Source organism: Herbaspirillum aquaticum (genome assembly GCF_002213425.1).
Lineage (GTDB): Bacteria > Pseudomonadota > Gammaproteobacteria > Burkholderiales > Burkholderiaceae_D > Herbaspirillum > Herbaspirillum aquaticum.
Genome location: NZ_NJGV01000007.1, coordinates 48246 through 60426 on the forward strand (window position 1 = coordinate 48246; position 12181 = coordinate 60426).

Consider the following 12181-nt stretch of genomic DNA (forward strand, 5'->3'; position numbering starts at 1 on the left):
GGAGGGAATAACCCAAATCGGATTGAACCGATTTACTTGAGGGTGACCCGTGCCGACGATCAGCATGTTTTATGGAATTGTGATCCAGATGTTTTATAGAGATCACGCACCGCCGCATTTTCATGTGCGATATGGCGAATACAAGGCAGTAATTGATGTGAGGAAGTTAGCGCTGATGGATGGCCGATTACCTCGAAGAGCCCTGCAATTGGTGCTTGATTGGGCTGAACTGCATCAGGCAGAGTTGATGGAAGACTGGATGCTGTGTCAGGAAATGCAGGCTCCCAAGCCGATAGCGCCACTGGAGTGATGTCATGGAATGGGATGTCGTTGAAGTCAAACTTTCCGGCGAATATGCATTGCAGGTTCGCTTCAGGGATGGCGTGGAAGGGCCGGTCAGGTTTCTTCCGAGTTTCTTTCGCGGGGTCTTTGCTGACCTGCAGGATCCCGAGCAATTCAGCCAGGTGCGGTTGGTCGATGGCGTGGTGACCTGGCCTGGTGAGCTGGATCTGGCACCGGACGCCATGCATGATGAGATCAAGCGCAATGGCCAATGGCTGCTTGCATGATCAAGCCACGATGACCGTACCAAAGAAAAAGCCGCTTCCGAGGAAGCGGCTTTTCAACATCAGGACAGCTTGCAGCAATCAGCGATCGCCGTAGGAGCGGCGCGGGCCGTCGGCGCGGAAGCCGCCGCCATTGCCCTTGTAGCCACCACCGCCGCCACCTTCGCGACGCGGGCCGTTGCCGGCCGGCTTGGCGCCGCCGAAGCTGCGGCCTTCGCGGTTGCCACCGAAACCACCTTCACGATTGCCGCCGAAGCCGCCTTCGCGATGGCCGCCTTCACGGTTGCCGCCGAAGCCACCTTCACGATTGCCACCGAAACCGCCTTCGCGGTTGCCGGCGCCGTAACGCGGGCCGTTGTTGCTGCGGCCATCACCCGGACGCCAGCCGCCCGGCTTGCGCGGGCTGCGCGGTGCAGCCGACTTCTTCGGCTCGAAACCTTCGACCACATCCACCGGAATGGTCTGCTTGGTGAAGCGCTCGATGCGCTTGACCTGCATGCCTTCGGCGTGATTGACCAGCGAGATCGCCACGCCATTGCGGCCGGCACGGCCGGTACGGCCGATGCGGTGCACATAGTCTTCAGCGAACTTGGGCAGGTCGTAGTTGAACACGTGGGTGATGCCCGGCACGTCGATGCCGCGCGCTGCCACGTCGGTGGCCACCAGCATGCGCACCTGGCCGCGGCGCAGGCTGTTCAGGGTACGGTTGCGGGCGCCCTGGTGCATGTCGCCATGCAGTGCGGCAGCAGCGAAACCGGCGATGTTCAGGCGATCGGCGATGGTGTCGGCGTCACGCTTGGTGGCGGTGAAGATCACGGCCTGGTCGATGCTGGTGTCGCGCAGCAGGTGGTCCAGCAGGCGATTCTTGTGCGACAGGTCATCCACGAAGTGCACGCGCTGCATGATGTTTTCATGACGGGTCGACGAGCTGGCGATCTGGATGGTCAGCGGGTTGTTGGTGATGCGCTTGGCCATGTTGCCGACGACGCCGTCCAGCGTGGCCGAGAACAGCATGGTCTGGCGGGTGGCCGGGGTCGCAGCGACGATCTTTTCGATGTCATCGATGAAGCCCATGTCCAGCATGCGGTCGGCTTCGTCCAGCACCAGGATCTGCAGCTGCGAGAAGTCGATCTTGCCCGATTCCATGTGGTCGATCAGGCGGCCCGGGGTCGCCACCAGGATTTCCGGGTTGCGCGACAGCAGTTGCATCTGCTTCGGATAAGGCATGCCGCCCAGGATGGACACCACGCGCACACGGCGCATGTAGGCACCGTACTTGTCAGTGGCGGTGGTCACTTGCAGGGCCAGTTCGCGCGTCGGGGTCAGCACCAGCATCTTCGGCTGTGCCGGCTGGTAACGCGGACGCTCGCCACGGGCACGGCTGGCCTGGCGTTCCTGGTTGGGGGTACGGGCTGCTTGCGGCGCCTGCGGCAGGTCTGCCAGCTGGTGCAGCGACGGCAGCATGAAAGCGGCGGTCTTGCCCGAGCCGGTCTGCGAGGACACCAGCAGATCCTGGCCGCTGATGGCGGCGGGGATGGCCTTTTCCTGGACCGGGGTCGGGGAGGTATAGCCTGCTTCGGTCAGGGCTTTGATGATCGAAGGGTTCAGGCCGAGTGCTTCAAAAGTCATAATCTCTTTCGTGAAAGTGAACGCCAGGCACGAGACGGGCGCACGCAAGCGCGCCGGGCATCGAGTGCCTGAACGAAAAAAAGCAACGCCAACCGACGAAATGACTATGAAAAATACAAAGAAATTTCGGCACAAAAGCTTTGCGCCGGGACGGCATCATCGAGGAATGCCAGGGGCGGGGGGCTTTTACTGGGAACTTGTCGTAATGACAGGTAAGGCTTGCGAAGCTGCTTGGGCAAATACGGCTGGAAACGCTGCAGGGCAGATTTCACGCCCGATTCGCCTGTGCATTGGTTATTGCAATGCACAAGGCGAATCATACCCTAAAACATCGAAATTAGCACGAAGCTATTTCGAGAAACTGTCTCTTTATTGTGGGGGACGCTTGCTAATTGCGGCAATTACTCTGCCATGCCACCCACGACGCGGGAGAAGCCACCATCCACATAGGTGATTTCGCCGGTGATGCCCGAGGCCAGGTCGGAGAGCAGGAAGGCCGAGGCATTGCCGACGTCTTCAATGGTGACATTGCGGCGCAGCGGGGCGGTCGCGGCCACGGCACCCAGGATCTTGCCGAAGCCCTTGATGCCGCTGGCGGCCAGGGTCTTGATGGGGCCGGCCGAGACGCCATTGACGCGCACGCCCTTGGGGCCCAGCGATTCGGCCAGGTAGCGCACCGAGGCTTCCAGCGACGCCTTGGCCAGGCCCATGGTGTTGTAGTTGGGCACCACGCGCTCCGAACCCAGGTAGGTCAGGGTCAGCAGGGCGGCGTTGGAGGACAGCAGCGGCATGGCCGCCTTGGCCATGGCCGGGAAGCTGTAGGCGGAGATGTCGTGGGCGATCTTGAAACCTTCGCGCGAGAAACCTTCCAGGAAGTCGCCGGCGATGGCTTCGGAGGGGGCGAAGCCGATGGCGTGCACCAGGCCGTCCAGCTGGCTCCAGGACTTGCCGAGGTCGGCGAACAGGGCATTGATCTGCTCATCGCTGCCGACGTCGCAGTCGAAGACCAGCTTGCTGTCGAATTCTTCGGCGAACTTGGTGATGCGGTCCTTGAAGCGTTCACCGACATAGGTGAAGGCCAGTTCAGCGCCTTCGCGCTTGCACGCCTGGGCGATGCCGTAGGCGATGGAACGGTTGGACAGCAAGCCGGTGATCAGGATTTTTTTGCCTTGCAGAAATGCCATGTTGACTCCGTAGGGTCCGCCGCGTGCGGCGCGCCTCTGGCGGGCAGAAGCAGGCACGGTGCGGCCGGTAAGTGATAGCGGCGCCGCGCAGTGGCGGCAGCCGGGGTGGGACAGACCCGGATTGTAGGGGCTTGCGGCAGGCGCGGCAACCTTTGCAGCGCTGCCAGGGCAGGGCGCGGCGAGCCAGGCCGCATTTGTTAAGTTGCTTTAATTGCTTCCCTGTAATCGCTGCTCTCTTTACAATGCCCCGACACGGAAATCGTTTCCAGATCCCGTCCTGCAGGCTGCAGGCATTCGGCCGGAGCCCATCAGGCGCGGGACTTGCTTGCCCCCGAGACATCACAGCCCACGAGAGTGCAGACAGACAACCGCATGGTCCCGCCCCTGAAGACAGCCAAGATTTTCCTCTCCTGCCTGCTGGCCGCCGCCCTGGCCCATGGCACCCCGGCCGCCGCCGAGCCTGCCTTTTCCCTGTATGACACGCCCAAATACGGGCCCGGCTTCACCCATTTCGATTACGTCAATCCGGATGCACCCCGGCGCGGCACGCTGTACCTGGCCAATCCTGACCGCCGCACCAGCTTTGACAAGTTCAATCCCATGTCCATGAAGGGCGTGGCCGCCGCCGGGCTGGACCAGCTGATGCTGGAGACGCTGGCCGTCTCCTCCGCCGACGAGGTCGCTACCGTCTATGGCCTCCTGGCCGACGATATGAAGCTGGCTGCAGATCGCATGTCGATGACCTTCCACCTCAATCCCAAGGCGCGTTTCAACAATGGCGACAAGGTCACCGCCGAGGATGTGAAGTATTCGTTCGACACCCTCATTGCCAAGGGCGCCCCGCAATACAAGTCGGTCTTTGCCGATGTAAAGGGCTGCGTGGTGGTCGATGCCGCCACGGTGCGCTTTGACTTCGCCAGCAACAACCATGAGTTGCCGCTGATCGTTTCCAGCGTCCCGGTCTTCTCGAAGAAATGGGCCCAGGGCACGCCCTTCGACCAGATCCAGCTGACGCCGCCCATCAGCACCGGCCCCTATCTGATCGAGAGCTACGACACCGGCCGCAGCATCATCTACAAGCGCAATCCGGACTACTGGGGCAAGGATGTCCCGGCCCGGCGCGGCATGTTCAACTTCGAGCGCATCGTCTACCGCTTCTACAAGGATGACCTGGCACGGCTGGAGGCCTTCAAGGCCGGCGAGTTCGATGTGGTGGTGGAATACAGTGCCAAGAACTGGGCACGCAGCTACGCCGGTCCGCAGTTCCGCGACGGGCGCATCGTCAAGAAGGAATTCAAGCATTCCAACGGCGCCGGCATGCAGGGCTTCGTGATGAACCTGCGGCGTGACCAGTTCAAGGATGTACGGGTGCGCCAGGCCATCGGGCTGGCGCTGGATTATGAATGGATGAACCGCCAGCTGTTCTACGGCCAGTACACGCGCATCTACTCCTTCTTCAACAACAGCCAGCTGGCAGCCACCGGCGAACCGCAGGGCGATGAGCTGGCCTTGCTGAAGTCGCTGCAGGCCAAGGGCCTGAAGGTCGATCCGGCCGTCTTCGGTCCGGCACCGGTTCCTCCCTCGACCAACCCGCCGTCTTCCTTGCGCGCCAACCTGCGCCAGGCGCGCGAACTGCTGGCCCAGGCTGGCTTGGTCTATCGCGATGGCGCCGTGCGCAATGCCCAGGGTGTGCCGCTGTCCTTCGAGATCCTCGATGACCAGAGTTCGATGTCGCGCGTCATCAGCGTCTTCGCGCGCAACCTGCGCACGCTGGGCATCGATGTGGTCCAGCGCAGTGCCGATTACGCGCTGGTGGCCAAGCGCATGGAAGACTTCGATTTCGACATGACCAGCGTGCGCTTCCCCGATACCAGCAGTCCCGGCAACGAACTGTTCGACATGTTCGGGTCGCGCGCAGCCGACGAAAAGGGTTCCAACAATGCCTGGGGCCTGAAGGACCCGGTGGTGGACCAGCTGGTGCAGACGGTGGTGGCCGCCGATACGCGGGTCAAGCTCACCGCGGCGGCCCGCGCCCTGGACCGCGTGCTGCTGCACAAATACATCGTGGTGCCGCACTGGTATTCGTCCACGCACCGCATCGCCTACCAGAACCGCTTCGGCATTCCGGCGGTGGCGCCGCTGTATTACCAGGCCGATCCCTACGTCATCAGCACCTGGTGGGAGGAGAAGGCGCGATGAGGCAAGAGATGAATGAAAAGACCAAGACCCGCGCCCCGCGCGCCGGAGAAGAACGAGGATGGTGGCAGGCATGAATATCTGGTCCTACATTTTGAAGCGGGTGCTGCTGATGATCCCCACGCTCTTTGGCGTGGTGGCCATTACCTTTGCGGTGATCCAGTTCGTGCCGGGCGGCCCGGTGGAGCAAGCGATGCTGGAGATGAAAGGGCGGGGGGGCGGTGGTGAAGCCTCCGGTGGCGGCGCGGCCAGTGGCGCCTCGGCCTATCGCGGACGGCAGGGCATCGACGAACAGCGCATCGCCGAGATCAAGCAGCTCTACGGTTTCGACAAGCCGCCGGTGGAACGTTTCTGGACCATGCTCAAGGGCTTCCTCACCTTCGACCTCGGCAAGAGCTTCTATCACCATGGCGATGTCTGGACCCTGGTCAAATCCAAGTTGCCGGTCTCCATCAGCATCGGGCTGTGGACCTTCCTGCTGAGCTACCTGATCTCGGTGCCGCTGGGCATCGCCAAGGCGGTGCGCGAGGGTAGCCGGTTCGATACGGCCACCACCGGGCTGGTGCTGGTCGGCTATTCCATTCCCGGTTTCGTGCTGGGCGTGTTCCTGCTGGTGCTGTTTGCCGGCGGCAGCTTCGTGCAGTGGTTCCCGCTGCGCGGCCTGACTTCGGACAACTGGGCCAGCCTCTCGTTGACGGGCAAGATCACCGACTACCTGTGGCACATCACCTTGCCGGTCACGGCCTCGGTGATCGGTGCCTTTGCCGTCATCACCATGCTGACCCGCAACACCTTCCTCGAAGAGATCCGCAAGCAATACGTGCTGACCGCGCGCGCCAAGGGACTCTCCGAGCGCAAGGTGCTGTACAAGCATGTGTTCCGCAATGCCCTGATCCCGCTGGTGACCGGTTTCCCCTCGGCCTTCATCGCCTCCTTCTTCGCCGGCAGCCTGTTGATCGAGACGCTGTTCTCGCTGGACGGCATGGGCCTGCTGGCCTATGAATCGGCGATTCGCCGTGACTATCCGGTGGTGATGGGCACGCTGTATCTCTTTACGCTCATCGGCCTGGTGGTCAAGCTGGTCGGTGACCTTTGCTACGTGTGGGCTGATCCGCGCGTCCAATTCGAAAGCCTGGCGAAATGAGCATGACGACCCCCGCCACTGCCTCCACCCGTTCCATTTCACCGAGCCGTCGCATCTGGCTGCGCTTCCGTGCCGACCGAACCGGCTACTGGAGCCTGGTGATCTTTTCCATTCTCTTCATCGTCAGCCTGGGCGCCGAACTGGTCTCCAACGACAAGCCGCTTGTGGCCAGCTACCAGGGCAAGCTGATGTTCCCGATGCTGAAGGATTATTCAGACAAGCATTTTGGGGGCGACTTCGACTCGCCCGCCGACTACCTCGATCCCTTCATCGAGCAGCAATTCCGCAAGGACGGCAATTGGGTCATCTATCCGCTCAATCGCTATGGCTACAACACCCTGAACTACTTCGCCAAAGAGCCCAATCCGGCGGCCCCTTCCTCGGAGAACTGGCTGGGCACAGATGACCGTGGCCGTGACGTCTTTGCGCGCCTGCTCTACGGCTTCCGCGTGTCGGTGCTGTTCGGCATGGCGCTGACTTTCATCGGCGTGGTGCTGGGCGTGGCGGCCGGTGCCGTGCAGGGCTACTTCGCCGGGCGGACCGACCTCATTACCCAGCGCCTGCTGGAGATCTGGGGCTCGATGCCGGAGCTGTACCTGCTCATCATCTTTTCCTCCATCTTCCAGCCCAGCCTGGGGCTGCTGCTGGTGCTGCTGTCGCTGTTCGGCTGGATGAGCCTGTCGGACTACGTGCGCGCCGATTTCCTGCGCAACCGCAATCTCGAATACGTGCAGGCCGCGCGCGCCATGGGCTTGCCCGATCGCCTCATCATCTGGCGTCACGTGCTGCCCAACAGCATGACCACGGTGGTGACCTTCCTGCCTTTCCGCATGAGTGCGGCCATCCTGGCGCTGACCAGCCTGGACTTCCTCGGCCTGGGCGTGCCGCCGTCCACCCCCAGCCTGGGTGAGCTGCTGGCCCAGGGCAAGAACAACCTGGATGCCTGGTGGATCGCGGTGGCTACCTTCGTGGTGCTGACCGTGACCCTGCTGCTGCTGACCAATATCGGCAACGGCCTGCGCAACGCCCTGGACGTACGGAGGAAGGCATGAGCGCCCCGCTGCTGGAAGTGAAGGAATTGACGGTGCGCTTCGGCGACACCGTGGTAGTGGATCGCGTCAGCTTCACGATTGCCCCCGGCGAGAAGTTCGCCCTGGTCGGGGAATCGGGTTCGGGCAAGACGGTCTCCTCGCTGGCGGTGATGCAGCTGAACCAGGATGCCCGCTACGAAGGCAGCATCCTGCTCGACGGCCAGGACGTGCTGAAGAAGAACGAGCGCCAGATGCAGCAGGTACGCGGCAACGATGTGGCGATGATCTTCCAGGAACCGATGACGGCCCTCAACCCGCTCTTCACCATCGGCAACCAGATCGCCGAGGTGCTGATGCTGCATGAGGGCCTCAATGCGCGCGATGCCGCCACGCGGGCGGTAGCGCTGCTGGAAAAGACCGGCATCCCGGAACCGGCGCGCCGGGCGCTGTCGTATCCGCATGAACTCTCGGGCGGCCAGCGCCAGCGCGCCATGATCGCCATGGCCCTGGCCTGCAAGCCCAAGCTGCTCATCGCCGATGAACCGACCACGGCCCTGGATGTGACCATCCAGGTGCAGATCCTGGCGCTGCTGAACCAGTTGCAGCGCGAAGAGAACATGGCCGTGCTCATCATCTCGCACGACCTGAACCTGGTGCGCCACTTCGCCGATCGCGTCGGCGTGATGGAAAAGGGCAAGCTGGTCGAAAGCGCGAGCGTCTCCGAACTGTTCGCCAATCCTCAGCAGCCGTACACGCGCAAGCTGCTGCAGAGTCGTCCGCAGCGCAATGCGGACGATGTATCGGCGCAAGCGCCCGTCGTCCTGCAGGCGGAGAAAGTACGCTGCACCTATCACATCAAGCAGGGCTGGTTCGCCAAGCGCGCCTTCCATGCAGTCGATGGCATCGACCTGCAATTGCGGCGCGGCGAGACCATCGGCATCGTCGGTGAATCCGGCTCCGGCAAATCCACGCTGGGCATGGCCTTGCTGCGGCTGTCGGCGGCCAGCGTGGCGGGCAGCATCCGTTTTGAGGGCGCGCCGATTTCCGATCGCAGCAGCCGGGAGCTGCGGCCCTTGCGGGCGCGCATGCAGGTGGTGTTCCAGGATCCTTTCGCTTCGCTCTCGCCACGCCGTACGGTGGAGCAGATCGTGGGCGAAGGGCTGGCCCTGCATCATCCCGGGAAGACGCCGGAGCAGCAACGCGAGGCCATCGTCTGCGCACTTGAAGAGGTGGGCCTCACGGCGGCGGTGCTGGAACGCTATCCGCATGAATTTTCCGGCGGCCAGCGCCAGCGCATCGCCATCGCCCGCGCGCTGGTGCTGCAGCCGGAACTGCTGTTGCTGGACGAGCCGACTTCGGCCCTGGACGTGACCGTACAGCAGCAGGTGCTGCAACTGCTGGCCGACCTGCAGCGCCGGCATGGCCTGGCCTATCTGTTCATCACCCACGACCTGGCCGTGGTGCAGGCCATGGCGCACCAGGTGATCGTGATGAAGGATGGCAAGGTGGTCGAGAGCGGTCCGGTCGAACAGGTCCTCAAGCAGCCGCAGCAGGAATACACGCGCCGCCTGGTGGCCGCCGCCACCTACGCCGAAGCCGCGCGCTGAAGGTCTCGCCAAAAAGAAAACCCGAAGTCCGGATCAGCTCCGGGTCTTCGGGTCCATGCAGACTGCAATCTTTTTCTTGTTCCGTGCTCAAGGCGCGTCTTGTTGTGATGGGCGGTCAAGCCGCCCGGGTCTCCTCCGGTTTCCTCCGGATTATTGTTTGCGGGCGCCGTTGCCCGAGGCCAGCGTCAGCGGCTTGCCGGCGACCTTGCGCGCCGGGGCCGGCGCAGCCTTGCGTACCGGGGCCTTGGCCGAGGCCACCTGGCGGCGTGCCGGGGCAGCGTGGTGGGTCGCCGCTACGCGGGTGGGCGCAGCGTGGGCCGCGGTGTTGGGCACTTGCAGCTGCAGGCTCTGGCCGGCGGCCAGGGTGTCACGCTTCAAGCCATTCCATTCCTTGATCTGTGCCACGCTCACGCGGTAACGGCTGGCGATGCCGGCCAGGGTGTCGCGCTTGCCGGCCTTCACGTAGATGCGGCGGCTTTCCGGCACATCCGGTGCGATGGCCAGGCGGGCGTTGTCGGCGATTTCCGGGGTCAGGTCGGTATCGAGCGAGGCGGTTTCTTCGTTCTTGGGTACCAGGATGGTCGAGCCGGCCTTGAGGACCATGCGCGGCGGAATCTGGTTGACGCTGCGGATCACCTCAGGCGTGGTGCCGAACTTGCTGGCGATGGTCTCGATGCGCTCGCGGGCGCTGGAGACGGTGTGCGCCGTCCAGGTCGAGAAAGCCTGGGTCCACTTGGACATGTTGGACTTGAACTTCTCGGCATTGCTTTCCGGCAGCAGGATCTTGGTGTCTTCGCCGCCGATGATGACGGGGCGGTTGAATTGCGGGTTCAGCGCCTTGAACTCGTCCAGCGACAGCTCGGCCAGTTGCGCGGCGACCTTCACGTCGATGTTGCGGGTCTTGCCGATGGTGACGAAGTAGGGCTGGTTGTCCACCTTGGGCAGGGCGATGTCGAAGGCGGCCGGGTTGGCGATGATGTTCTTGACCGCCTGCAGCTTGGGCACGTAGTTGCGGGTCTCGTTGGGCATCTGCGCCGACAGCGTATTGAAGTCGATCGGCAGGCCGGCCGCCAGGTTGCGGTTCACCGCGCGCTGCACCGAGCCTTCGCCCCAGTTGTAGGCCGCCAGTGCCAGCTGCCAGTCGCCGAACATGCCGTAGAGCTTCTGCAGGTAGGTCAGTGCGGCATCGGTCGAGGCCAGCACGTCGCGGCGCTCGTCGGTGAACATGTTCTGCTTGAGGTTGTAGTCACGCCCGGTGGAGGGAATGAACTGCCACATGCCGGCGGCCTTGGCGGTGGAGAGGGCTTCCGGGTTGAAGGCCGATTCAATGAAAGGCAGCAGCGCCAGTTCGGTGGGCATGCCGCGCTTTTCCAGTTCCTGCACGACGTGGAACAGGTAGCGCGAAGCGCGCACCGTAGTGCGCTGGATATAGTCGGGACGGGAGCTGTACCACTGGGTCTGGCTCTCCACAAGCGAATTGTCCAGATCAGGAATCCCGAAGCCCTTGCGGATGCGTGTCCAGATGTCGATGTCATTCATCCCGGGCAGGGCATTGCCGGCCAGTTCGGGATTGATCGCATTGAAGGGGGCGGGGTAGATCGAGATATCGTTGGCGTGGGAGAGCAGCGGGGTACCAGCGCAGAACAGGGCGGCAATGGCGAATTGTTTCAAAGTACGCTGCATGTGGGCGATATCCTGTGCCAGAGGCAAAAGTTGGGTGCGGCGCTTCCGTTGCAGAGCTGTGATGAAGCTCAACACCTCCTGCCGGCGGAGTCCGGATCAGTCCGATCACGGGCGCGTGCAGGTTGACGGTAATGCAAGGTCGGAAGCTGCGAGTTTCCCCGGCGTGGTGCAGAGAGGACAGCGTTTCGTAAAAGTTCGTAAAAACGCTGGTGCCCATTTTGGGGAATTGAGGGAGTGTACGGAAGACCCTTTTCGCCAGTCAAGCAGAAATTGGCCTCTGTTACAAAGCCAAGTCCTTGATTTCGCTGGTTTTTGCGGCTAACTGGCCCTCAATTTGGCGTTATCTGTAGGTATTTTTCCATTCGCGCAGGGCTGCAAAGCTGCTAACTTCATTCAACTCCGTCAAACGGCCAGCCTTTTGCAGTGATTCCTGAATTTCTTTTTCCTTTGCGCGCAGGAAGGGATTGGTGGCACGCTCCAGTGCGATGCTGGTCGGCACAGTGGCTTCCCCTTGGTCCCGCTTGGCACGCTCGCGCTGGATGCGGGTGCTGAGCTCGGCATTGCCGGGCTCGACCTCGGCCGCGAATTTGAGGTTGGAGAGGGTGTACTCGTGGGCGCAATACACCCGCGTATCGCCCGGCAGACTGCTGAGCTTGGCCAGTGACTCCACCATCTGTGCCGGGGTGCCTTCGAAGAGGCGGCCGCAACCGCCGGCGAAGAGGGTATCTCCACAGAACACCAGTTGCTCTTGCGGCGAGTAATACGCGATATGGCCCAGCGTATGACCGGGCACGTCAATGACTTGCAGCGACAGGCCGAGCGAAGGGATCTTCACTTCGTCGTTCCCATGCAGCGGGACCGTCATCCCCTTGATGCGGGATTGCTCGCGTGCCGGCCCGTAGACCGGGATGGCCGGGAATTCGTCGCTCACGGCGCTGCGCGCCAGCTCGACCACACCGCCGACATGGTCAGCATGGTGATGAGTCAGTAGAATAGCGGCCAACGTCAGGCCCTCGGCCTGCAATGCGGCCAGGACTGGGACCGCGTCGCCGGGGTCGACCACGGCGGCATGGCGCCCGTCATGGATGATCCACAGGTAGTTGTCGTCGAACGCCGGTACGGCCAGGACGTCCAATGAAGT

Annotated in this window: 10 protein-coding genes; 6 read left to right on the plus strand and 4 right to left on the minus strand. The window is 62.7% G+C overall.

The annotated features are described in order from the left end of the window. Nucleotides 1–49: 49 nt before the first annotated feature. Together CEJ45_RS09080 and CEJ45_RS09085 are read left to right on the plus strand one after the other, a co-directional pair. On the plus strand, nt 50–310 hold the full coding sequence (locus CEJ45_RS09080; protein ID WP_088754829.1) for a DUF4160 domain-containing protein: 261 nt from the start codon (nt 50–52) through the stop codon (nt 308–310). Between the two features lie 4 nt (nt 311–314). Further along, nucleotides 315–569: a DUF2442 domain-containing protein gene (locus CEJ45_RS09085; protein ID WP_088754830.1), complete on the plus strand. Its 255-nt coding sequence runs from the start codon at nt 315–317 to the stop codon at nt 567–569. 78 nt (nt 570–647) lie between these two features. Here CEJ45_RS09085 and CEJ45_RS09090 read toward each other — a convergent pair whose 3' ends face one another. Together CEJ45_RS09090 and fabI are read right to left on the minus strand one after the other, a co-directional pair. Further along, nucleotides 648–2195: a DEAD/DEAH box helicase gene (locus tag CEJ45_RS09090; RefSeq protein ID WP_088754831.1), complete on the minus strand. Its 1548-nt coding sequence runs from the start codon at nt 2193–2195 to the stop codon at nt 648–650. Between the two features lie 401 nt (nt 2196–2596). Then, nucleotides 2597–3379: an enoyl-ACP reductase FabI gene (gene fabI / locus CEJ45_RS09095; RefSeq protein ID WP_013235368.1), complete on the minus strand. Its 783-nt coding sequence runs from the start codon at nt 3377–3379 to the stop codon at nt 2597–2599. A gap of 372 nt (nt 3380–3751) precedes the next feature. On the opposite strand from fabI, the gene CEJ45_RS09100 reads away from it, so the two are divergent. The 4 genes from CEJ45_RS09100 to CEJ45_RS09115 all read left to right on the plus strand — a co-directional run bounded on the left by CEJ45_RS09100 (nt 3752) and on the right by CEJ45_RS09115 (nt 9357). Further along, nucleotides 3752–5578: an extracellular solute-binding protein gene (locus CEJ45_RS09100; protein ID WP_088754832.1), complete on the plus strand. Its 1827-nt coding sequence runs from the start codon at nt 3752–3754 to the stop codon at nt 5576–5578. Nucleotides 5579–5648: 70 nt separating this feature from the next. Next, a complete protein-coding gene (locus CEJ45_RS09105; RefSeq protein WP_088754993.1) occupies nt 5649–6719 on the plus strand; it encodes a microcin C ABC transporter permease YejB in 1071 nt (356 codons plus the stop codon). Next, nucleotides 6716–7771, plus strand: coding sequence for an ABC transporter permease (locus tag CEJ45_RS09110; RefSeq protein ID WP_088754833.1), 1056 nt, complete (start codon nt 6716–6718; stop codon nt 7769–7771). Before CEJ45_RS09105 ends, CEJ45_RS09110 begins: the two co-directional genes overlap by 4 nt. After that, nucleotides 7768–9357 carry an ABC transporter ATP-binding protein gene (locus tag CEJ45_RS09115; protein ID WP_088754834.1) on the plus strand — a complete coding sequence of 530 codons (1590 nt, stop codon included), beginning with the start codon at nt 7768–7770 and terminating at the stop codon, nt 9355–9357. Before CEJ45_RS09110 ends, CEJ45_RS09115 begins: the two co-directional genes overlap by 4 nt. A 150-nt stretch (nt 9358–9507) precedes the next feature. Here the strand turns inward: CEJ45_RS09115 and CEJ45_RS09120 are convergent, their stop codons facing one another. Together CEJ45_RS09120 and gloB are read right to left on the minus strand one after the other, a co-directional pair. After that, a complete protein-coding gene (locus tag CEJ45_RS09120) occupies nt 9508–11040 on the minus strand; it encodes a transglycosylase SLT domain-containing protein (RefSeq protein WP_088754835.1) in 1533 nt (510 codons plus the stop codon). Between the two features lie 340 nt (nt 11041–11380). Further along, nucleotides 11381–12175, minus strand: a complete 795-nt coding sequence (gene gloB, locus CEJ45_RS09125) for a hydroxyacylglutathione hydrolase (RefSeq protein ID WP_088754836.1) — start codon at nt 12173–12175, stop codon at nt 11381–11383. Nucleotides 12176–12181 lie beyond the last annotated feature (6 nt).